The organism is Candidatus Binataceae bacterium (assembly GCA_035500095.1).
GTDB lineage: Bacteria > Desulfobacterota > Binatia > Binatales > Binataceae > JAKAVN01.
In genome coordinates this window covers 1-21,572 of record DATJXN010000137.1, presented here as the reverse complement: position 1 = coordinate 21,572, position 21,572 = coordinate 1, and the positions used below count along the sequence as shown (strand labels likewise).

At 65.5% G+C, this 21,572-nt stretch carries 20 protein-coding genes; 12 read left to right on the top strand and 8 right to left on the bottom strand.

Features of this window, described 5'->3' with window-relative positions:
• Positions 1–355 (top strand): hypothetical protein (locus tag VMI09_15430; protein HTQ26079.1); only part of this gene is annotated, 355 nt, incomplete at its 5' end.
• 244 nt (positions 356–599) lie between these two features.
• Complete coding sequence (locus VMI09_15425; GenBank protein ID HTQ26078.1) at positions 600–2,216, top strand: PfkB family carbohydrate kinase; 1,617 nt, start codon at positions 600–602, stop codon at positions 2,214–2,216.
• On the opposite strand, the gene murJ is transcribed toward VMI09_15425, so the two are convergent.
• Positions 2,178–3,734, bottom strand: a complete 1,557-nt coding sequence (gene murJ / locus VMI09_15420) for a murein biosynthesis integral membrane protein MurJ (GenBank protein HTQ26077.1) — start codon at positions 3,732–3,734, stop codon at positions 2,178–2,180. The genes VMI09_15425 and murJ overlap by 39 nt on opposite strands.
• A gap of 402 nt (positions 3,735–4,136) precedes the next feature.
• Between murJ and VMI09_15415 the strand changes: the two genes are divergently transcribed.
• From VMI09_15415 to VMI09_15405, 3 genes are all read left to right on the top strand, one after another.
• Entirely contained in the window at positions 4,137–4,442 is a 306-nt protein-coding gene (locus VMI09_15415; GenBank protein HTQ26076.1) for a hypothetical protein, read from the top strand.
• 69 nt (positions 4,443–4,511) lie between these two features.
• A complete protein-coding gene (gene hemW, locus VMI09_15410) occupies positions 4,512–5,696 on the top strand; it encodes a radical SAM family heme chaperone HemW (GenBank protein ID HTQ26075.1) in 1,185 nt (394 codons plus the stop codon).
• A gap of 187 nt (positions 5,697–5,883) precedes the next feature.
• Positions 5,884–6,906 (top strand): hypothetical protein, encoded by a 1,023-nt coding sequence (locus VMI09_15405; GenBank protein HTQ26074.1) that lies wholly within the window; start codon positions 5,884–5,886, stop codon positions 6,904–6,906.
• 37 nt (positions 6,907–6,943) lie between these two features.
• Here the strand turns inward: VMI09_15405 and lysS are convergent, their stop codons facing one another.
• Entirely contained in the window at positions 6,944–8,569 is a 1,626-nt protein-coding gene (gene lysS, locus VMI09_15400; protein ID HTQ26073.1) for a lysine--tRNA ligase, read from the bottom strand.
• A 536-nt stretch (positions 8,570–9,105) separates the two neighbouring features.
• On the opposite strand from lysS, the gene VMI09_15395 reads away from it, so the two are divergent.
• The 4 genes from VMI09_15395 to ahcY all read left to right on the top strand — a co-directional run bounded on the left by VMI09_15395 (position 9,106) and on the right by ahcY (position 13,418).
• Entirely contained in the window at positions 9,106–10,119 is a 1,014-nt protein-coding gene (locus tag VMI09_15395; GenBank protein HTQ26072.1) for a DHH family phosphoesterase, read from the top strand.
• Positions 10,120–10,228: 109 nt separating this feature from the next.
• Positions 10,229–10,495: an HPr family phosphocarrier protein gene (locus tag VMI09_15390; GenBank protein ID HTQ26071.1), complete on the top strand. Its 267-nt coding sequence runs from the start codon at positions 10,229–10,231 to the stop codon at positions 10,493–10,495.
• 307 nt (positions 10,496–10,802) lie between these two features.
• Positions 10,803–11,990 (top strand): methionine adenosyltransferase, encoded by a 1,188-nt coding sequence (gene metK, locus VMI09_15385; GenBank protein HTQ26070.1) that lies wholly within the window; start codon positions 10,803–10,805, stop codon positions 11,988–11,990.
• A 114-nt stretch (positions 11,991–12,104) separates the two neighbouring features.
• Positions 12,105–13,418 carry an adenosylhomocysteinase gene (gene ahcY, locus VMI09_15380; GenBank protein HTQ26069.1) on the top strand — a complete coding sequence of 438 codons (1,314 nt, stop codon included), beginning with the start codon at positions 12,105–12,107 and terminating at the stop codon, positions 13,416–13,418.
• 94 nt (positions 13,419–13,512) lie between these two features.
• Here the strand turns inward: ahcY and VMI09_15375 are convergent, their stop codons facing one another.
• The gene (locus VMI09_15375) at positions 13,513–14,208 is read right to left on the bottom strand and encodes a TVP38/TMEM64 family protein (protein HTQ26068.1); all 696 of its coding nucleotides are present in this window, start codon (positions 14,206–14,208) and stop codon (positions 13,513–13,515) included.
• Between the two features lie 417 nt (positions 14,209–14,625).
• Between VMI09_15375 and VMI09_15370 the strand changes: the two genes are divergently transcribed.
• A complete protein-coding gene (locus tag VMI09_15370) occupies positions 14,626–16,140 on the top strand; it encodes a carboxylesterase family protein (GenBank protein ID HTQ26067.1) in 1,515 nt (504 codons plus the stop codon).
• A 147-nt stretch (positions 16,141–16,287) separates the two neighbouring features.
• Positions 16,288–16,824, top strand: a complete 537-nt coding sequence (locus VMI09_15365; protein HTQ26066.1) for a hypothetical protein — start codon at positions 16,288–16,290, stop codon at positions 16,822–16,824.
• A gap of 129 nt (positions 16,825–16,953) precedes the next feature.
• On the opposite strand, the gene rapZ is transcribed toward VMI09_15365, so the two are convergent.
• From rapZ to VMI09_15340, 5 genes are all read right to left on the bottom strand, one after another.
• Positions 16,954–17,946 carry an RNase adapter RapZ gene (rapZ, locus tag VMI09_15360; protein HTQ26065.1) on the bottom strand — a complete coding sequence of 331 codons (993 nt, stop codon included), beginning with the start codon at positions 17,944–17,946 and terminating at the stop codon, positions 16,954–16,956.
• A 30-nt stretch (positions 17,947–17,976) separates the two neighbouring features.
• Positions 17,977–18,438 carry a PTS sugar transporter subunit IIA gene (locus VMI09_15355; GenBank protein ID HTQ26064.1) on the bottom strand — a complete coding sequence of 154 codons (462 nt, stop codon included), beginning with the start codon at positions 18,436–18,438 and terminating at the stop codon, positions 17,977–17,979.
• Positions 18,439–18,557: 119 nt separating this feature from the next.
• Complete coding sequence (raiA, locus tag VMI09_15350) at positions 18,558–19,004, bottom strand: ribosome-associated translation inhibitor RaiA (protein HTQ26063.1); 447 nt, start codon at positions 19,002–19,004, stop codon at positions 18,558–18,560.
• A gap of 82 nt (positions 19,005–19,086) precedes the next feature.
• Positions 19,087–20,655, bottom strand: a complete 1,569-nt coding sequence (gene rpoN / locus VMI09_15345; protein HTQ26062.1) for an RNA polymerase factor sigma-54 — start codon at positions 20,653–20,655, stop codon at positions 19,087–19,089.
• Positions 20,656–20,670: 15 nt separating this feature from the next.
• A complete protein-coding gene (locus VMI09_15340; protein HTQ26061.1) occupies positions 20,671–21,348 on the bottom strand; it encodes an LptA/OstA family protein in 678 nt (225 codons plus the stop codon).
• On the opposite strand from VMI09_15340, the gene VMI09_15335 reads away from it, so the two are divergent.
• The coding region (locus tag VMI09_15335) for a hypothetical protein (GenBank protein HTQ26060.1) at positions 21,338–21,572 on the top strand (235 nt) is incomplete at its 3' end. The two genes, VMI09_15340 and VMI09_15335, sit on opposite strands and share 11 nt — an antisense overlap.

The window sequence follows — 21,572 nt, the reverse complement described above, 5'->3', positions numbered from 1 at the left end:
CGCGGGCGGGTACGAGGCGATCTCGAAAGAAGTCTTCGCGCGCGCAACTCGCCACGACATCTTTCTGCTCGAGTACGACACCCCGCGCGCGGGCTCGTTCGAGCCGCTCGCTGACCTTGCGCTCGACAAGCGCGTGGTGCTGGGCCTGGTCTCGACTAAGAGCGACGAACAGGAAACTCCCGGCGCGCTGATCGCGCGGATCGACGAAGCCGCGCGGTTTTTTCCGCGCGAGCAGATGGCGCTCTCCACGCAATGCGGCTTCGCCTCGGTGATGGCGGGCAATCCGATCGCCGCGGAGACGCAGGAAAAGAACCTGCGGCTGGTGGCCGAGACCGCGCGCCGCGTGTGGAAATGATCGGTTCGGTGCTGCAGGGCCGGCGCCGCTCAGACTGGCTCGAAATTGGTCACGGCGCTCGAGACCCTCTTGCTTTCTTTGCGGGAGCGAGGAGGGAAGCAGAGCCTCGTCCCAACCTTCCCTCCCCCAAAACAAGGGGAGGGAGTTCAAAGGGCCAGCAAGATGCGATCGGTGGACGGGCCTTTAACAGCCGGCGCGTAACCGCGTATCATCCCCGCATCATGTGGCAAGCGTGGGCGCAGGCATGAAACGCTCGAGCGGTATTAAGGAGCGCGGCGCCGACCGCGCCGGCGCCCCGGCGCCGCGCGCCGCGGGCGGCGGAGGGCGCGGGCGGGTCGAGCTTCCGGCGCTCAAGCCGCTTCGCGTGCTGGTCGCCGGCGAGGTGATCCTCGACCGCTACATCATGGGCGACGTCGCGCGCGTCTCGCCCGAGGCGCCGATCCCCGTGCTGCAGGTCACCCGGATCGAGGAGCGGCTCGGCAACGCGGGGTTCGTGATGGCGAATCTGCGCGCGCTCGGAGCGCAGGTCAGCGCGCTCAGCGTGGTCGGCGCCGATCGCAGCGGCGAACAGCTGCGCGAGATGTTCAACGACCTGGGTATCGACACGCGCGCGATCGTGGTCGATTCCGATCGCCCTACGATCGTCAAGGAGCGGATGCTCGGGTCGGTGCAATCGGCCAATCGCGCCACCCAGCAGCTTTTGCGCGTTGACCAGGAAGCGCCGCATGCGCTTGGCCCGGCCCGCGAGCGCGCGCTCTGCCGCCACCTCGAGCGCGAACTCAAGCGCGCCGACGGCGTGCTGATTTCGGACATCAACAAGGGCCTGCTCACGCCGGCGCTTTTGCGCCTGCTGATCGACGGCGCGCGCCAGCGCAGGATCCCGGTTATCGTCGATCCGCGCCTGACCGAGGATTTTTCGATCTACAGCGGCGCGACCGCGCTTACGCCGAATCGCTACGAGACCGAGTTCGCGACCGGCATACGGCTCATCGATCGCGACGCATGGATGCGCGCGGCGGACGAGCTGATCCGCCGGGCGAAGCTCGACGCCTGCCTGGTGACGCTCGACCGCGACGGCATATACCTGGCCGAACGGCGCGGCGCACATACGCATATCGCGACTACGCCGCGCGCGGTTTACGACGTAACCGGCGCGGGCGACGTGGTGCTGGCGGTGTTCGGGCTCTTTGCGATTGCCGGCCTGAGCTTCGCCGCGGCGGCGCAACTGGCCAACCTCGCCGCGGGAATCGAGGTCAGCCGGCTCGGCGCCGAGATCATCACGCGCGAGGACCTCTCGCGCGCGCTGAGCCCGGGACTCGATGGTCCCGAGCGCAAGATCGTATCGATCGCGGAAGTGCGCCCGGCGCTCGAGCGCCTGCGCGGGGCGGGCCGGCGCGTGGTCTTCACCAACGGATGCTTCGATCTGCTGCATGCGGGGCATATCGAGATGCTCACCTTCGCGCGCGCGCAGGGCGACGCGCTGGTCGTGGGGCTCAATAGCGACCACAGCGTGCGCCTGATCAAGGGCAACAGTCGTCCGATTTACCCCGCCGCCGAGCGCGCGCTGATCCTGGCCGCGCTCGAGGCGGTCGATCACGTGGTCGTGTTCGACGAGACGCGCGCCGAGCGGATCATCCGCACAGTGCGGCCCGACGTGCTGGTGAAGGGCGAGGACTGGCGGGACAAAATCGTGGACGGCCAGACTTTCGTCGAATCCTATGGCGGGCGCGTCGCGCTCGCGCCGCTGCTGCCCGGCTACGGCACGACGCTCACGCTCGAGCGCCTGCGCGCAAGCGCTCCACCGCCTGCCGCCGGCGCGGAACTAGCGCTTAAGGGAGCGAAGACCAAGCCGGGCCGCTAGCGCGCCCGCTGCGCGCTCAAGCTCCGGTAGCTTCATCCACCAGGCGAGTCCCAGGTAAACCCCACCGAAGGTGGGAATCACCGCGAGCCCCATCAGGCGCGGCCCCGCGTGTCCCATCGCCAGCTTCGCCGCCCATCCGGCGGCGCTCGCGATGAGCGCGATCGCCCATAGACGCGCGACCAGCGCGCGGCTGAGTCCAGTACGGCCAATCCGCGAATTGAGCTTCCATCGAAGCAGCGTGAACTCAACCCAGGCGGCGCCGCCTGCCGACACGGTCAAACCCGCGACGCCCCACCGCTGGGCGATACCCAACAGGGGCGGCAATGGAATCGCGCAGAGATATCCGAACACGAGCGTCAGCGCAAAACGGATCAGCGCGAAGCGAAGTGGCGTCCGCGTATCCTCGAGCGCGTAGAACGCCGAGTTGTAGAGACGCCCCATCGTCGCCGCCAGCATCCCCACTGCCGAGCCGGCCAGCACCGCCCATACGTAAACCGCGTCGCGATGGGTGAAGCTGCCCGACTGGAAGATGAGCGCCGAGATAACGTCGCCGAGGAACAGAAACGCCGCCGCCGACGGCACGACCAGGAATGCGATTTGGCGCAGGCCCGCATCGAGACGCAAGCGCAATAACTGGGAGATCTCCTCGACCGTGCCGGCCGCACGCGACATGCTCGGCAACTCGGCCGCCGCCACCGACATCCCGAACAGGCTTATCGGCAGAAGGTACAGGATGCTCGCGTAGCTGAGGGCGGCGACCGCACCGGTGGGCAGCAGGCTCGCGAGCAGATTGTCGACGTAGCCGGAAATCTGGCTCGCGCCGCGCCCGGCGACGACCGGAGTGAGATTGCGAAAGACCGTGCCCAGCGCGGTGCGGGTGCGCGCTAAATCGATTCGCATCCGGCCGACGAGGCGAATCGTTTGCGGCGCCTGCACAACGATCTGCGCGATCGCGCCGAGCACCGCGGCCCAGGCGAGGTCTACCGCGAGAGAGTCCTGCGAGCGGCGCGGCCCGTAGATGAGCAGCGCGCCGATGATCACGAGGTTCCAGGCGACCGGCGCGGTGTAGGAGGCGAAGAAACGATGATGGCTGTTGAGTACGCCGAGGCACCAGGCCGACAGCACCAGCAGCCCGGCGCCCGGGAAGAAGATTCGCACCAGTGTGATCGTCAGCTCGCGCTTGGATCCGGCGAAGCCCGGCGCGATTGCCGCGATCAGCCACGGCGTCGCCCACACGCCCAGCGCGACCAGGATCGAAACTCCGAGCGCGAGCAGCGCGCCGACGCTCCACGCCAGCGTCTCCGCCGTCTCCTCGTCGCCCTCGTGCAAGAGCTTGCTATAAACCGGAATGAATGAGGCCGAAAGCACGCCCTCGCCGAGGAGGTTTTGCAGGATGTTGGGGATGCGGATGCCAGCCTTGAAGGCGTCGGCCGCGTCCGAGTTGCCGAGGTAGTGCGCGAAGATGCTTTCGCGGACGAGGCCGGCGATACGGCTCAGCAGGATGCCGGCCGCGACCAGGTGCGCCAGGTTGGGGCCCAGGCGCGCGGCGAGCGGCCGGGCGGCGGACGGATCCGCCGGCGCGGCTTGCGGCGCGGACGCCGCTTGCGGGTTGTGCGAGCCGGTTACGATGTTGTTGCGCGCTCCTTCGGATGCGTCGCGCTAGAGTATAGCGGCGCGCCGCCGCCGCTTGTAGGCGGGGCGCTAGGGCGGGCGCGCCGAACATCTTTTCCGGCGGCACTTCGTCATTTTAGTCCTTACCCTGCGCGCACTTGCTTGTGCCGCGCGAGGGGGGTGTCTAAGCTCGTAAATTCGGCCTGCACTATACGTTGAAGGGAGAGAGGAACCACGTTTGCGCTGAGCAACACGCCGCCGTCAAATCGTTTCGATATCGAAAACTGGATCAACTTCGACGCGATCCAGTTGCTCGTCCATCATGCGAGCGCGGTGGTCGCGGCGATCGTGATTTTCGCGGTGGTTGCGCGGCTTGCTATCTGGCTCCTGCCGCACGGCATGGTGCGCAAGATCGTCGTCATCATCGACGACGCCGTCCTGATCGGGCTGCTGTTGTATTTCGCCTACGAGATGTTCGTTTACCTGTGGAATCGAAAACCCCCGCTGGGAAACGGCGCAGCTGCCGGCGCTGCGATCGGCGCGTTGGAGGACCGTCTGCCGCCGCAGGCCGCGAAACTGCTAGGCGGGGTCGTCCGCGCGCTCGCGCACAGCTGATCGCCGCCCCCCCTTGGTAACGCGCATCTTCCGCGCATAAGCTATGTGTAAGGCCGCAAACGACGTTCGATGATCTCAGCAAATTGCCACGAGCGCGGCGCGGCGCCGTTTTCGCTCTACCTGCACATCCCGTATTGCCAATCCAAGTGCCCGTACTGCGATTTCAATTCGCATGCGGCCGCGAGCTGGCCCGAAGAGGACTATGTTCGCGCGCTCATTGCGGAGATCGAACACCGCGCCGGTGAAGCACCATGGGCCGGGCTGGCGCTCAAGACGATCTTCTTCGGCGGCGGCACGCCCTCGCTCTTCCGGCCGGAATCGATCGCGGCGGTGCTGGCGGCGGCGGAGCGCCGCTTCGGTCTCGAAGCCGGCGCGGAGGTCACGCTGGAAGCGAATCCAGGGACGGTGGACGCGGCGAAGCTTGGCGGGATGCGCGCCGCGGGGATCAATCGAATCAGCTTCGGCGCTCAATCGTTCAACGAGGAGCGGCTCAAGTTTCTCGGCCGGATTCACGGTGCGGCGGAGACCCGGGAGGCGGCCCGGCTCGCCCGTCGCGCCGGTTTCGAACGGCTCAACCTCGATCTCATCTTTGCAGTCCCCGGACAGACTATCGGCGAGACGCTCAACGACATCGCCGAAGCCGCCGCGCTCGGTCCCGATCATATCTCCGCCTACAATCTCACCTTCGAGGAGGGGACCGCGTTTTTCACCGAGATGAAGCGCGGGCGTATCCGGCCGATCTCCTCCGACCGCCAGGCCGAGTTTTATGCGGCGGTGCGCGAGGAACTGCCGCGGCGCGGCTACCCGATGTACGAAATCTCCAACTATGCGCCGCCCGGTCACGAGGCGCGGCACAATCTGAGCTACTGGCGGATGGAGAGTTACCTGGGCGTAGGCGCCGGAGCCCACAGCTTCGCGCGCGCCGGCGACGGCGGCGGGCGGCGATGGTGGAACGAGCGGATGCCCGCACGCTACGTCGAGTGCGCGCTCAAGGACGGTATCGCGGAGACGGGCGGTGAGACGGTTGATGCCGCAACCGCGCGCGGCGAGTTCGTCTTTCTGAATTTGCGCCTGCGCGAGGGATTTGCGCTTTCCGAGTTCGAGGCGCGCTTCGGCGAAAGCTTCGACCGCGCCTTCGGCGCGCGAGCGGCGCGTCTCTTCGAGGGCGGCCTGTTGCTTCGCGACGAGGAGCGAATCCGGCTGAGCGAGCGCGGGCTCGAACTAGCCGATTCGGTCTTTGCCGAATTCATCTAGGACGGCTGATGTTGCACCTTTAAAAATTTGTTATTTCCGCGGCTTCGCAGTCGCCGATTCGCGTGCCCGCGAACTGGCCGTGGCGTTGATCGGAAAGAGCGGCTCTTGCCCGGTAAGAGCGGGTGCGCTAGCTGATTCTTCACGCCAAATTTTTGTCTGGCTTTAGCTGCAGTTTCCGAGGCCGCGCTTGGCGACGAACAAGGAAATCGAGGATCAGTTCTCCAGCGCGGTGAAATCCGCGCTGGACGAGTCGGGCGCGGTTCCGCAGCGATTCGAAGATCTCGCCCGGCCGCCGCAGGTCGAGCGCCCCAGGCGCGTCCGCGCCTGGGCGATTGGTCTCCTGGTCGTCGCGTCCGCGGCGACAGCGGCGGTCGTGGTGGTTGCGGTCATGCAGGCGTGGCGAGTTCGAGAGACGCCTTTGAATGTCGAGATGGCTGCGAAGGCGCCGCCCGGCGGCATTACCGGATTACCCAATCCATCGGCGCAGGCCCCCGCCGCCGAGTCTGCGAACGCGCCGCCTGCCGCGCCGCTGCAATCCGCCGCAATCGAATCGGCGCCCTCAGCGTCGAGTCCCGCGGCAACGCCGGCGGCGATAAGCGCTTCGACCGCCCTAAAGCCCGGCTCGGTTGCGGAGATTCCATCAAGGGAATCCCTCGCGATGACGCCGGCTCCGGTTCGCCGTGCGCGAATTTCGCGCCTCGCTCGCGCTCGCCATCCGGCCGCGGCGATCGCATCCGCCCGCGGCGTCAAACCCGCCCTGCCGGAGCAATCGGCGAGGACGCAGCCGGCGCCGGCGGCGCAGAGGCCCGCGGCTGCCGCCGTCCCGCTGCCGCCTCCGGCGAGCGGCGCTGCCGCCGCTCGCACCGTGCTGGTCTCGTCGCCCGACCATACGGTGTACTGGGCGCTCGAAGCCTGGGGGACGATCTTCCGCTGGACGGACGCGGACAACTGGCAGCATCAGGGCACCGACGTGCGGTCCGATCTGCTGGCGGGCGAAGCGCCATCGAACACGGTGTGCTGGGCGGTCGGACGCCATGGAACGATCCTGCTTACGACGGACGGCAAGCGATGGCGGCAGATAAAATCGCCGACCAACGCCGACATAATCGGCGTTTCGGCGCTGAGCGCCGACGTCGCGGACATCATCGTCAGCGACGGTTCGCGCCTTAGCACCATCGATCGCGGCGGCTACTGGATGCCGACCATCTGAGCGCCGGTTGCGGCACCGAGCGTTCGGGTTTGGCCGATCAGACGAGCGTCGCGTCGACGATTTCGGCCACGCGCGCGGGAGTGGTCAGGCGGATGAAAGCGCCCAGGCGCGGCCCGCGCTCCTGGCCCAGGATGACGCGGTAGAGCAGCGGAAAAATCTTGCCCGGCTTGTCGTAGTGCCGCCGCCCGAGCTCGTAGATCGCCTTTTCGATCTCCTCGGCGCCGGCCGCTCCGTTTTGCGCGAGCCAGGTGCTCAGCGCGCGCAGTTGCTCGCGCTCGCCGTCGCTCGGCGTGTAGTGAAACTTGGCCGGCTCGATGAAGTCGCGGTAAAAGTTCAGCGCGCATTCCATCAGATCGCGCGTAAGCCGTGCGGTATCCGGGTCGCTCTCGAGTCCCGGGTCGTAGTGCGTCAGGTAGCGCCAGATCAGCTCGCGTTCGCCGCTGCCGAGCGCCGCGACCAGGTTCATCACCAGGCCGAAGCTCAGCGTCGAGTTGAAGCGCCGCGCGCTCTGGCTCTGCAGCACGAACTCCAGCGGCGAGTTGCGCTGCGCGGTCTCGTCCGCCGCGCTCCACGCGCGCAGCGCGTCGAGATATTCGTCGGTGTACTGCGGAATCGACTCGAGGAACAGCTTACGCGCGCGCCGCGGATTCAGAATCAGGAAATACTTGAGCACCTCGATCGGCGCATAGCGCCGCCACTGCTCCACTCCGACCCCGCGGCCGATCGATTTCGAGACCTTGTGTCCTTCCTCGTCGAGGTACATCTCGAACGGGAACCCGAGCGGGGGCCGGCCCCCGAGCACGCGCAGAATCTGCCCCGAAAGCCGCGCTGAATCGATCAGGTCCTTGCCATAAAGCTCGTAGTCGACCTTGAGCACGTACCATCGAAGCGCCCAATCGACTTTCCACTGCACTTTGGCCTTGCCGCCGAGCACGCTCTGCTCGCCGCGAAAGCCGCATCCATGGGCGCCGCCGAAGCTGCGCTCGCAGGAAAACTCGACGGTCGCGCGCTCGGAATGATACGCCGTGACCAGGGTCGAGTTTATCTGGCCGCACGCCGGACAAAGCGGCATCACGGGCGACCATCCGGCGCGGTTCTCCTCGCGTAGCGTCGGCGCGACGATTTGAATTATCTCGGCGTGTTTTTCGAGGATCAGGCGCAGGGCCTCGTCGAAGCGGCCGCTCGCGTACATCTCGCTCGAAAGCATCAGGTCGTAGCTGACCTCGACCGGCGCGAGAAATTCTCCAAGCAGCGCGATCATGTGGCGGGCGAAGCTCGGATGGCACTCGCCGAAAGGGTCGGGAATCCTCGATACCGGCTGGCCCAGGAAGGGCGCGGTCGCCTCGCGATTTGGGACGCTCTCGGGGACTTTGCGCAGACCGTCCATGTCGTCGATAAAAACGATGAGTCGGCTGGGACGGCGAAACGCTGCGTTCGCGGACGGGTTCGCGGGATCGCCCTCGCCGAGAACTTCGAAGGCGTGCTGGACGTAAGCGGGACGCAAAACCTCGCCCATCGTGCCCAGATGCGGCAGTCCTGAGGGGCCGAAGCCGCTTTCAAAGATCACCTCGCGCCCGGACGGGTAATTGCCCACCCGCTCGGCGAGCCGCCGGGCTTCTTCATAGGGCCAAAGGTCAAGTCCGGTAGGCTCAGCCGACGCCATCAACAGTAATTCCTTGCCAAATTGGTTTGTCCTGCCGCGGTCATGTCCCGCCCCCGGTCATGTTCTCCCTTTGAGCACGCGCGCAAGCGCCTCGTGCAGCCAGGGGTCGATTTGCAGATCGCGGTTTTTTTCCGACGCCAGGCGCAATTTTACACCGCAATTAGCGCAAATAAAGGCGTCTTGACTGAACCCAGCGCTATCCTCGACAGCAAGGTGCAGGAACCACTCTTTTATCGGGCGCCGGCAGATTTCACAATTTTTCTCACTCATTGTAGAGGACAGGGGCCAGTCGATGGTTATATCATGGTTATCTCATTGATAGGGCTGGAGGGGCATGTTACAGCATTCCCTCCAGGCCAGTGGTTGCCCCTTTAAAACCTTCGGCTGCATATTACCTCAAAGCTCGAAATTGGCGGCATCGGGAACGCCCGGGACAGGGGCGTATTTATTCGGGCAGGTGTGGCCCGCTGCGTGAATGGAGCACTGCTGCGGCTTGAACCACACCGGGTCTCAGCAACAAGCATTTATTTCGTTTCATGGACATCAATCTGACGAAGCATAAGATCAAGGAATTGCGCGCCCTGGTGACGGAAGGCGACCGGGTGGCGATCCTGTTGCAGGACGATCCGGACCCGGACGCGATGTCGAGCGCGATTGCGCTCCGCACGCTCCTGGGCCGCAACAAGCTGACCACGCCGATCTTCAGCTTCACTCCGGTCACGCGGCCGGAGAACAAGACCATGATGCATCTGCTGGAGATCGAGATCGCGCCCGCGGACACGGAGGAGCTGGCCGCCTTCGACCGCGTTGCGATGGTCGATGTGCAGCCGGCCTACTTCAACGGGCGGCTGCGCCGGGCCGACATCGTGATCGACCATCATCCGGGCTATCCGCCTAACAACGCCGCTTTTCAGGACGTGCGTCCCGGCTATGGCGCCACCGCGACCATCATGACCGAGTACTTGGTCGCTGCCGACGAGCGCATCAGCGAGCGCCTCTCCACCGCGCTGCTCTACGGCATCCGCAGCGACACGCTGATGCTCAAGCGGCGAGTAACCGACAACGACATCTACGCCTTCACCCAGCTTTACCCGCACGCCAACTACAGCCTGCTGCGCCAGATCGACCGGCCCGAGCTGCCGACGCGCTTCGCGCGCGTGCTGGCGCGCGTGATGCGCCGGTTCAAAATCCACGAAGGCATCGCGGTGCTGCATCTCGGCCGCGTCGAACGCGACGACCTGATCGTGCAGATGGCCGACTTCTGCCTGCAGTTCGAGGGCGTGGAGTGGGTGGTGGTGTCAGGCAAACTCGAGGGCAACCTGGTGATCGCGGTGCGCAATCACGGGATCGGCCGGGGCAACGCAGGCGAGGTCGTGCGCAAATTGTTCGGCGAGATGGGCAGCGCCGGCGGCCATCGCAACATGTCCAAGGCCGTGATCGCGCTTAAGGATTGGCGCGCCAGCGAAGGCACCGTGCGCGACACCGATATCGAAACTCGCCTGCGCGAGATGTTCGAGGCGCAAATTAGCGGCGATAACGACGACGACTGACCCGGACTGACCCCGCGTTCGCATCCGCCCGCTTCCGGCTCTGCTTGATAACCGCGCATGCGTGCGGTTTACCGCATGAGCGCCAGCGTCTATCGTGAAGGGGATGAGCGTGCTGGAGGGGACAGTGGAGGTGACCAATCGGCTCGGGCTCCATCTGCGCGCCGCCACCAAACTCGCCGAAACCGCGCGCCGCTTCCAGGCGAAAGTTACGATCATCGGCAAGGACGGGCAGGCCGACGCGCGCAGCGTGATCAACCTGATGATGCTCGGCGCGGCACAGGGCGCGCGGCTCAAGGTGCGCGCCGACGGCCCCGCCGCGCGCGCCGCGCTCGACGCGGTGGAGCGCCTGTTCCAGGACCGGTTTGGCGAAGACTGAGAAGACTGATCGGACTTGCCCGCCGCAACCGGGCAAGCTTATGCTCTTTCAGGCGGCCCGGCCGCACCGGCTGACCGTGGAGCGCTTGGCGGTCAGCGGAGGACTTCTTGATCGCGCGTCAGCGGTTGGCTATATCAAGTCATTCGTTTTTTCATCCCGGATGGAACACCTTCACCTATCGAACATGGTGCGGCGCGCGCTCGCTGCGCATCCAACCCAGACATTGCCTTGCCGCCGGGCCGGACGAGCCTGCTGAATACTGAAGCCGGGCGCTTGCCACGGCCGGCCCTCAAGGAGACCTCGCTAAATGCCGCTCAAGGATTTTCTCTTCACCTCGGAATCGGTGGCCGAAGGCCATCCCGACAAGATGTGCGATCAGATTTCGGACGCGGTGCTCGACGCGCTGATCGCCGAGGATCCCAACTCGCGCGTGGCGCTGGAAACGCTGGTTAAAACCGGGCTCATCGTGCTGGCCGGCGAGATCACCAGCCACGCACATCCGGACTTCGTCCAGATCGCGCGCGATACCACGCTCGAAATCGGCTACAACCACGTCGACACCGGCTTCGACGGCAACAGTTGCGCCGTGCTGACCGCGATCGAGCCGCAATCGGCCGACATCTCGCAGGGTGTCACCGAGGGACAGGGTCTGCACAAGGAGCAGGGCGCCGGCGACCAGGGGCTGATGTTCGGGTTTGCCTGCGACGAAACGGCGGAGCAGATGCCGCTGCCGATCGCGCTCGCCCATCGGCTGATGGAAAACCTCGCCAACCTGCGTCATCAGGGCAAGGCGGATTTCCTGCTGCCCGACGGCAAGAGCCAGGTCACCGTGCGTTACGTGGGTGGACGCCCGGTCGAGGTTACGACCGTGGTGGTCTCGGCGCAGCATCGGCGCGACGTCGGCCATGCGACCGTGCGCGAGGCGATTATCGAGGAGTTAATCAAGCCGACCATTCCCAAGCAGTTCCTGAGCAAGGACACCGTGATCCACGTCAACCCGACCGGCAGCTTCGTGATCGGCGGTCCGCATGGCGATTGCGGCCTCACCGGCCGCAAGATCATCGTCGACACGTACGGCGGCTACGGGCGCCACGGCGGCGGCGCGTTCTCGGGCAAGGATCCGAGCAAGGTCGATCGCTCGGCCTGCTACATGGCGCGTTACGTGGCCAAGAACGTGGTGGCGGCTGGGTTGGCGAGCCGATGCGAAATCCAGGTGGCGTATGCAATCGGCGTGGCCGAGCCGGTTTCCATCCTGATCGACACTTTCGACACCGGCACGGTGCCGGACCAGAAACTGGCCTCGGCGCTGCGCGAACTGTTCGATTTCCGGCCCGCCGGGATCATCAAGACGCTCGGGTTGAAGCGGCCGATTTACAAGGCCACCGCCGCCTACGGGCACTTCGGCCGCACGCCGCGTGCCGGGCTCTTCCCCTGGGAGCAGACCGACATGGTCGACGCGCTGCGCAACGCGTTCGGGCGCGACGGCGCCCGCTGATCGGCGGAAAATTCGACGACCAGCCGCGGATCGCGATCCGCGCATAACAGCCTGGGGCGCGCGTGGCGCACTCGCGCACGCGCGCCCTTCGAAATCCGGAGAGAGAGGATTTAGATGGAGGCGAAAACCAGCAAGCGCAAACTCACGTCCGCCGCGGCGCGCGCCGGACGCGCCCTGCCCCATGACGTGCGCGACCTCGACCTTGCCGAGGCCGGACGGGGCAGGATCGAATGGGCCGACGAACAGATGCCGGTGCTGCGGATCATCCGCGAACGCTTCGCCAAGGAAAAGCCGCTTGCCGGCCAGCGCCTCAGTGCCTGCCTGCACATCACCACCGAGACCGCCAATCTGCTGCGCACACTCAAGGCCGGCGGCGCCGAGGTCCTGTGTTGCGCCTCCAATCCGCTTTCGACCCAGGACGACGTCGCCGCCGCGCTGGTCAAGGAATACGGCATTCCGGCCTACGCCGTGCATGCCGAAGATCGCGACACCTATTACAGCCATCTGCGCGCCGTGCTCGAGGCCCATCCGACCATCACGATGGACGACGGCGCCGACCTGGTGAGCCTGCTGCACACCGATTTTCACGATCAGGCCGCCGAAGTGCGGGCGTCGATGGAAGAGACCACCACCGGCGTCATCCGCCTGCGCGCGATGGAGCAGGACCGCGCCCTGCGCATCCCGGTGGTCGCGGTCAACGACGCGCAGACCAAGTATCTCTTCGACAACCGCTATGGCACCGGCCAATCGACGCTGGACGCGATCATCCGCGCAACCGGCGTGCTGGTCGCCGGTTCGGTGGTCGTGGTGGCGGGCTACGGATGGTGCGGGCGCGGCGTCGCGTCGCGCGCGCGGGGCCTTGGCGCCAACGTGATCGTCACCGAGGTCAACCCGATCCGGGCGCTCGAGGCGGCGCTCGACGGCTACCAGGTGATGCGGATGGCGGAAGCGGCGCGCGTCGGCGACATCTTCGTCACGGTCACCGGCGACCGGCAGATCATCGCGCCGAGCCACATGAACGCGATGAAGGACGGCGCGATCATCTGCAACTCGGGCCACTTCGACGTCGAGATCGACCTGCCCGGGCTGCGCAAGCTCGCGCGCCGCGTCGATCGCCATGCCGAGCGCGAGGTCGAGACCTTCCATCTGCGCAATGGGCGCAAGCTCTACCTGCTCGGCCAGGGGCGCCTGGTCAACCTCGCCTGCGCCGGAGGCCATCCCGCCCAGGTGATGGATATGAGCTTCGCGACGCAGGCGATGGCGGCGGCATGGGCCTCGGGCGCGCAACTCGAGGTCAAGGTGCATAACGTCCCGCTCGCGATCGAGGACGAAGTCGCGAGCATGAAGCTCGCCGCGATGGGAATCAAAATCGACCGACTGTCGGCCGAGCAGAAGAAATACCTGGCAAGCTGGGAGAGCGGAACCTGAGAAAAGAGCTTCGAACGGCGCTGCGGCCCCGACGCGGGCGCCGCTGTGCGGCCTGAACGAACGATGCCGGGCCGGCTCTACGGGGCGCCCCGAGTCAGCTTCCGGGCAGCCAGCGGCGGCGGCGCGCCAGCTCGCCGCCGGCGAAGCACACCATGATCGACGCGAGCGCGAGGAAAAAGCGCGGCGAGGTCGGATGCCATAGCGCGTCGCCCAGGAACGCGAACAGGATCGTCCCCGGGATCATCCCGATCATGCTCGCCCAGAAATAGTCGCTGAAGCTGATGGGCGAGGCGCCGGCGAGCAGGTTCAGCGCGTTATAGGGGATGAGCGGCACCAGCCGCAGGTAGAAGATGATCTGAAAGCCGTGGCGTCCGATCTGCGCGAGCAGCTTTTCGAAGCGCGCCCCCACCAGGTGCTCGACGAACGAACGTCCGAGAAAGCGGCCCGCGGCGAACGCGATAAGCGCTCCCGCGTCTGCTCCCAGCACCGAGTAAACCGCGCCCCACAACGTTCCGAACGCAAGCCCGCCCGCGATCGTCATGATCGCGCCCGGGACCAGGAACGACGGGCCCACCGCGTAAAGCAGGATATAAACGATGGGGCCCCAGATGCCCCAACTCAGGACCTCGACCTTTATCAGCCGGGGGTTCTCGAACCATTCGGTGTGTGTCCACAGAAGCCACGCAGATCCTCCGACCATCAGGAGCACGAGCGCGACCTTGAAGATCGCGAGCGGCGAGAGCATGCGGGGCCGATCGTCGGGGGCCTGTATGGGACTGATGGCGGCCATCTCTGCCCGCGCGGGCGGGCGATTGATGATACGGGTCGCCATGCCGCACAGGCAAGAACCGTCTCTGGCCGGAGGTTCATTTTCGCGCTTGTCCCGGACACGCGCCTCAGCGACGACGGACCCGAAACAGCGATTTAGTCCAACCGCAGCGAAACTATGCATGATTAGTCTCTATGTCGCGGAACTTTGTCCGTTGCTCTTCGGTTCGACTACTGGTTAATCTCGCTCGTTCGGCAGCCACAGCAGAGAGGGTCGCGATGAGAGCTATATTCCTCCGCCTTGGAATTCTTTCCCTCGCGCTGATAGCGGTCGGCTCTAGCCTGGCGGTAGTCGCGACCATCGCAGCCGCCAGCCCGGCGATCGTCACGCAGAGCGGTCCCCTGAAGGGGATCGAGGGGGCGACGACCGATCGGTAGCTTGGCATTCCATACGCCGATACCGCCGGTCGGGGCGCTCCGCTGGACGCCGCCGCAGCCCTTCGGCCGCTGGCATGGCGTCTTCGAGGCGACCCAGTTCAGCAGTTCCTGCACGCAGCCGGACGGCCTTGGAGGAACTTCAGGCAGCGAGGATTGCCTGACGCTTAACATCTACACGCCGCGCGGACGCAAGAATCAGAACAAGCATCATGGCCTGCCGGTGATGGTCTGGATCCACGGCGGCGCCCTGGTGACCGGCGGCGGCGGATTTTACGATCCGACGCGGATGATCGAACAGGGCGGCGTTATCGTCGTGACCATCAACTACCGGCTCGGCCTGCTGGGGTTTTTCGCGCATCCGGCGATCGACGCGGAAGGCCATCTCAACGGCAACTACGGCCTGATGGATCAGCAGCTCGCGCTCAGGTGGGTCCAACGCAACATCGGGGCGTTCGGCGGCGACGCGAGCCGGGTGACGATCTTCGGCGAGTCGGCGGGCGGACAAAGCGTCTATGCGCACCTCGCCTCGCCGACGGCAACCGGGCTTTTCCAGCGCGCGATCGCCGAAAGCGGATCGTACATCCAGTTTCAAGATTACTGGACGCCCATCTCGATCGTCCCGCTGGTCCAGGCTGAAAGCGTCGGCACCTCGCTGGTGCCGTCGGGCACGGCGCTCGCCGCGAGCGTCGGATGCTCCGGCCAGACGGCGGAGTGTCTGCGCGGGGTGGCAGCCTCGACGATAGTCCTCGTCGAGCCATCGACAATTTATCCATTCGTCGACGGGACCATCCTCACGCAAACTCCGACCGCGGCTTTCGCCAGTGGACACTTCAATCGCGTGCCGGTAATTTCGGGCGGCAATCACGACGAATGGCGGCTGTTCGTGGCCGACCAGTATGACGCGACCGGCCATCCGCTGACCGATGAAGCGGACTACGAGGCAGCGGTCGATGCGTTATGGAGCGGATTCGGGCCGGCCTTCGGGCCGTTCATCTTTACCGTGCTGTACCCGCTGGCCAATTATCCGATCGTTCCTCCGATTCCTGGCGATCCGAATCCCAGTCCAGGGATCGCGCTGGGCGCGTCCGGCACCGACGGAATTTTTGCCTGCCCGGAACGCAATGGCGTTCAACTGCTGGCGGCATCCGTGACGACCTATGCCTACGAATTCAATGACGAGAATGCCTATCTCGTGTTCAACGAGTTTCCTGCTCCGCTCTTTCCGCCGATCAAGTTCCCGCTCGGCACCGCGCATTTCACCGAGGTGCCCTATTTATTCGACGTCTTTTCGACGCCGAGCAACTTCACCCCCGAGCAGCAGTCGCTCTCCGAATCGATGATCAGTTACTGGACCACCTTTGCCGCGACCGGCGACCCCAACTCCGCCGGCCAACCGCTCTGGTCTCCGTACAGCGTCGCCACCGATGAGTTTCAGTCCCTGGTGGCGCCAACGCCGACGGTCGAAACGACCTTTGACGACGAGCACTTCTGCTCCGCGTTCTGGAATAATTTCTGACCCGCGAATCGAGAGCGCGTCCGGAAAGACTCAGCGCGCGATGTCGTTGTGGCGCAGCCGTACCGCCGCGTTCGCGCCGGTCGCGCGATCTCTTGCTTTTGAAGCCGTCGATAATAGTTATTGGATTCAGGGGCTGTGAGTAGGCGGATGAAGGTCACGAAGAAGCTGGCATTGATAGGCGCGGGTTACGCTCTCTCCGTCGTCGGCGGTATCGCTGCCGTCGCCCTCAATGAGCTGCGTATCACGGAGGACATAAAGCAGACTTCCGGCGGGATGGTCGCGTTCGGCGACATGATCGTGTTCGTGCTGGCCGCGGGGTTCTTCAGCCTGGCGCCGACCTGGTTCCTGCTGAAGCTGTGCGCCGAGAAGGCCATGCGCACCCTGCTCGCCGCCGAACTCCTGATCGCCGCGACTGGCCCGGTGAGCTGGCTTGCGGTCAGGTGGATGGCGGCCGATCCCAGCCCTCAGAGCCTGCCTCAAGCGATCAGTGGGGAGCTCGGCGTGCTCATCGCCTTCGGCGCGATCCCACGCATCGTCTTTGGCCCAGTCCTGCTGATGATCGAGCTGGCGACCTTCTTCCTGTTGCGCGAGCGCCTTACACGTACGCTCCTTGCCTTGGCAATGCTGATGGACATAATCCCGCTGGGCATGTTCGCGCTGCATATGGCGGCCGCGACCCGCTAGACGTCGGCGAGCGATTCTCCAACCGTGGCCCGGCAAGAATTGGAGAAGCATCAGCCAAAGCGGAGGCGGACCCAAACAAGCGCGGTGCGTCCGCTCTGATGCGCGGCAAGTGCAGAGGCCGCAGGGGCCTCAGCGCGCGATGTCGTGGTGGCGCACCTGGACGGTCACGCTCTTTTTGCCGAGGCGGCGCGCGAGTTCGAGCGCGAGCGTGGGCGAGCGGTGCCGCCCGCCGGTGCATCCCAGGCCGATCGTCAGGTAGCTCTTGCCCTCGCGCCGGTAGAGCGGCACCAGGAAGCCGAGCAGGCGCGCGGTCTCCTCGATGAAGCGCCGCGCCTCCGGATGCTTCATCACGTAGGCCCGTACCCGCCCGTCCGTCCCGTCAAGCGGCCTGAGGCCAGGCACGAAAAACGGATTCGGCAGGAAGCGCACGTCGAGCACGAGATCCATCCCGACAGGAATCCCGTACTTGTAGCCGAACGAGACCAGCGCGATCGTCATCGCCGAGCCGCTCGCCGCGCCCAGCACCGAACCGGTGATGACCTCGCGCAGCTCATGCACGCTGAGCGCGGTGGTGTCGATCACGCGGTCGGCCCGCTCGCGCATCTCGGCCAGGGCCAGCCGCTCGCTGCGGATACCTTCGGCGACCGAGGCGCCGCTTTCAGCCATCGGATGCGGCCGGCGGGTTTCCGAGTAGCGCCGCACCAGGACCTCGTCGGCGGCGTCGAGGAAGATCACTTCGGGACGGAAGCCGGCGCGCTCGAGATCGCTGAAAAAGCGCGGCCACTGCGGAAAGAAGAGCCGCTCGCGTGAATCGATCCCGAGCGCCACGCCCAAAAGCTCCGGGTCGCGCCGGGTCGCAAGGCGCATCGCCGACTCGGCCAGCGCGACGGGCATGTTGTCGACGCAGTAGAAACCCAGATCCTCGAGCACCCGCATCGCGGTCGCTCGCCCCGATCCCGAAACGCCGGTGACGATGATGAGGCGCGGGGTGCGGCTAGCCTTCTCCGAGGCGGGAGACCTGGCGGAGTTTCGCGGCTTGCGGGATTTTCGAGATACGGCTCCGGAGCCCGATACGGCCGTCGCGCGCGCCTTGTGCGGGCGCGCCCGCCGTCGTGGGGCCATCGCGGGTCGAAGGCGCTCCGGCGTGCCGCTTCAGTGCCGGGCGTCTTCCTCCTTGATGAGGCGGAAGATTTCGGCCGCGTCGGGCGCAGCGGTCAACCGTTCGCGAAAGCCCGGGTCTTTCATCAGGCGCGAGACGCGCGCGAGAGCCTTGAGATGGAGACTCGCCGAATCCTCGGGCGCGACCAGCAGGAAGAACAGATGGGTGGAGCCGCCGTCGAGCGAGTCGAAGTCCACGCCGCGCTGATGGCGGCCGAAGACGCCGATGATGCTGTTGACCCCGGCGAGTTTGCCGTGGGGGATCGCGATACCATCGCCGATCGCGGTCGAGCCGAGCCGCTCGCGCTCGGCCAGCACCGCCGACAGCGCCGCGGGTTCGATCTCGCGATGCTTGCTCGCAAGGTAGTCCGACAGCTCGTGCAGGACATCGGGTTTGGTGGTGCCCTTGAGCTCAGGCAACACCATCTCAGGGCTCAGAATATCGGTAATTTTCATTGCTTGGTCAGCGCACCCCGATTATTGCATCGAAAAGCGGGCGAGAGCGAGCACACTGCGGCCGCAAAAGAACCGCCTGGCGCCCAAGTTCTTTTTACGTAAGCCCCCCTTGGTCCCGCCTACGAACGCGAATCGCTCTCCACCTCCTCGACCGCGCTCAAGACCTCGCCCGCCGACGGGGAACGCCATTTCCTGGCCTCGATTTTCTCCAGATGTTTTTTGAGTTGACGCTGGACCTTGTCGGCGAGCAGGTCGATGACCGAGTAGAGATCTTTGGTCTCTTCCTGTGCGGCGACCACCGCCAAACGGCCCGATTTTACCGTTACCTCGCCGCACTGGCGGTATTTATCGACCGAGAGGATCAAATGCACCGTGCAGGGACGCTTGAGCGCCTGGGCCACGTGCCCGAGCTTGCGCTCCGCGTAGAGGCGAATCGGTTCGGTCGGCTCGACGTGGCGAAAGGTCACGGCGACCTCGGCTACGGGCCTGGCCTTGAGCTTCTCGCGGCGGCGCTGTTTATGTTCGGCTCTCCCGTTGCGCTTTCGCGCCGGCTCTTTCGTCGCCATCTAACTACCTCTCTGCTGCCTCTTCGGCGCCGCCTTTCGCCGGCGGCCCGCTCGCCCGCGCTCTCTGCCGTCAAGGAGATGTTCAACCCACCTTCTTGCGCCGCGCCGACGGCAGGATCCCGAGTGCCTGGCGGTACTTGGCAACTGTGCGGCGCGCGATATTGATCTGGTCGCGGCGCAGAAATTCGGCGATCGCCTGGTCTGACAAAGGATCATGCGTGTGCTCGAGCGCGACCATCGCGCGGATCTTCTCCTTGACGGTTTCCGCGCTCACGTCCTCGCCGCTGGTGCCCTTGACGCCCGAGGTGAAGAAGAACTTCATCTCGAAGATGCCCTGCTGGGTGTGCGCGTACTTGTTGGCGGTGGCGCGGCTGATGGTCGATTCGTGCATCCCGATATCTTCGGCCACGTCCTTGAGCACCAGCGGGCGGAGGTGCGTGATGCCGTGGTCGAAGAACGCGCGCTGGAACTTCACGATCGAGGTGGCGACCTTGAAGATCGTCTGCTGGCGCTGGTAAATCGACTTGACCAGCCATCGCGCCGACCGCAGCCGCTCCTGCAGATATTCCTTGGTGTCGGCGGCGACCGCGCTGTCGCTCAATACGCGTTGGTAATATCCCGCAAGCCGCAGCCGCGGCACCGCTCCCTCGTTGAGCAGCACCACGTAGTCATTGCCCATCTTGTGGATGAAAACGTCGGGCACGATATAGGCCGGCTCCTGGCCGCCGTAGTCGCGTCCCGGCTTGGGCTCGAGCAGCGAGATTACCTTCGCCGCCTGCCCGACCGTCTCGACGGAAACGCCGAGCGAGCGCGCGATCTCCGCATAGCGATGCTTCTCGAGCAGATCGAGATGGTTGAGCACGATCCGCGCCGCCAGCGACTCTTCCATCCCGATATTGGCCAGTTGCTGGAAGAGGCACTCGCGCAGATCGCGCGCCGCTACGCCAGGGGGATCGAACCGCTGCACGCGCTTGAGCACGCGCTCGACCGTGGCCGGGTCGGTCTCGAGCTGGACCGCAAGGTCCTCGACCGGCGTTTCCAGGTAGCCGTCGTCGTTGAGGTTGTAGATGATGGTCGCGCCGACGATCTGCTCGTTGTGATCCAGCGCGGACATCCGCAACTGCCACATCAGATGATCTTCGATCGAAGTGCGCCGGGTGAGCGTGTTCTCCAGCGTCTGGCGGTGTTCGTCGTCCGGTTCGGATTCCTGGTTGTCCTGCCAGTTGTTGGAATAGTTCTCGAGATATTCGCGCCAGTCGAGCTTGTCGAGGCGGCCATCCTCCTTGATCTCGGTCGCGGCGTCGCCCGCTTCGCTGGCGATCCCCTCGACCGCCGGCTGTTCGTCGCCGTTGCCGTTCCACTCGGGCTCGGCCGGCGCCGCGCCGAGCTCGGGCTCGGGCGGCAACAGGTCGGGCTCGGAGCCGGGCGTCGTATCCGGCGTCGCCGCCATTCCGTCGTCGGCCGCGGTCGCGGTGGGGCTGCGATCCTCGACCATCTCGAGCAGCGGATTGGATTCCAGTTCGTTCTGGACGACGGCTTCCAGCTCAGGCAGAGACAGCTGCAGGATCTTGATCGCCTGCTGGAGCTGCGGCGTCATCACCAGCTGCTGCCGCAGCCTGAGGTCTTGTCCTAGTTTGAGTTCAGGCGCCATATCGATCGCCGCTGACTAAGGCGACTTAGCGACGGTTGTCTTATTATCGCGGGTTTTCTGGTCCTTAGGGAAGAACACCGCGCGCGCTCCCTCGACCTCGCTCTTGCCGGTGTCAAGATGCACCGTGATTTTGCTGCCGGTAACCTGATCTTCACCGTCGTGGACCACCGGGCTGCCGGTGAGCGTCACCGTATGCTTGGCCTGGTCCAGCACCGCGTGATCCCCGGTCGCCCATCGCGTGCCCTGGCTCATGCGCACGTTGTTGTTGGCGACCATCTCTTTGACCTCATGAAAATCCTTGCCATAGAAAACGGTCAGACTGTCGCTGGTCAGAGTTGCGTCAGCCTGTGTGGCATGGACGTGGCCGCGAAAAGTCACGATGTTGCCCTTGTAGTCGAGATCGAGCGAATCCGATTTGATGTCGATCGGGCCCTTGTTGCCGGAGAACTGAAGCGAGGAAAACGGGCCGTTCTGGCTGTCGCCCTGTGAGTTTGCTTTCGCGTCCTTGGAGTCCGCTTTGGTGTCCTTGGAGGCGGTTTGCAATGCAGCCGATGGTTGCCCGCCTTTGGCATTCGCGGGGCGCGGCGTCTGGCCCTTGCTGGCGATTTTAGTCTTCGCCCTGGTTTTCATCTCTGCGCGGGGCGTCGCGAGAGCCGCCGGTGCGCCGACGCTCTCGGCCGCCGTGCCCGGCATCGCAGGAGCCGGCGGTGGTGGTGCGGCGATTTCTCCCGAGGACGCCACGCCCGCGGGCGCGGCCGCGGGCGCCGCCGCGGGCGCCGCGCTTGCCGCGCCATCTGCAGACGCCGACGCGCCGCCCGGCGTCTTGCGGATGCTCGCGCCCGGGAGCGCAGCAGCCGGGCTTGCGGTGGCGGCCGGAGCCGCGGCCGCGGCGTCCGGGGTTGCCGGGGCGCGTTTCG

What these genes read in the sequence shown, in the direction of transcription:
- lysS (HTQ26073.1), bottom strand. Translation starts at nt 8,569, where the DNA reads ATGGCGTCGGCTGAGCCTACCGGACTTGACCTTTGGCCCTATGAAGAA.
- VMI09_15395 (HTQ26072.1), top strand. Translation starts at nt 9,106, where the DNA reads ATGGACATCAATCTGACGAAGCATAAGATCAAGGAATTGCGCGCCCTG.
- rapZ (HTQ26065.1), bottom strand. Translation starts at nt 17,946, where the DNA reads ATGGCCCCACGACGGCGGGCGCGCCCGCACAAGGCGCGCGCGACGGCC.
- raiA (HTQ26063.1), bottom strand. Translation starts at nt 19,004, where the DNA reads ATGGCGACGAAAGAGCCGGCGCGAAAGCGCAACGGGAGAGCCGAACAT.
- VMI09_15355 (HTQ26064.1), bottom strand. Translation starts at nt 18,438, where the DNA reads ATGAAAATTACCGATATTCTGAGCCCTGAGATGGTGTTGCCTGAGCTC.
- VMI09_15365 (HTQ26066.1), top strand. Translation starts at nt 16,288, where the DNA reads ATGAAGGTCACGAAGAAGCTGGCATTGATAGGCGCGGGTTACGCTCTC.
- metK (HTQ26070.1), top strand. Translation starts at nt 10,803, where the DNA reads ATGCCGCTCAAGGATTTTCTCTTCACCTCGGAATCGGTGGCCGAAGGC.
- ahcY (HTQ26069.1), top strand. Translation starts at nt 12,105, where the DNA reads ATGGAGGCGAAAACCAGCAAGCGCAAACTCACGTCCGCCGCGGCGCGC.
- VMI09_15425 (HTQ26078.1), top strand. Translation starts at nt 600, where the DNA reads ATGAAACGCTCGAGCGGTATTAAGGAGCGCGGCGCCGACCGCGCCGGC.
- VMI09_15375 (HTQ26068.1), bottom strand. Translation starts at nt 14,208, where the DNA reads ATGGCCGCCATCAGTCCCATACAGGCCCCCGACGATCGGCCCCGCATG.
- VMI09_15340 (HTQ26061.1), bottom strand. Translation starts at nt 21,348, where the DNA reads ATGCCGGGCACGGCGGCCGAGAGCGTCGGCGCACCGGCGGCTCTCGCG.
- rpoN (HTQ26062.1), bottom strand. Translation starts at nt 20,655, where the DNA reads ATGGCGCCTGAACTCAAACTAGGACAAGACCTCAGGCTGCGGCAGCAG.
- hemW (HTQ26075.1), top strand. Translation starts at nt 4,512, where the DNA reads ATGATCTCAGCAAATTGCCACGAGCGCGGCGCGGCGCCGTTTTCGCTC.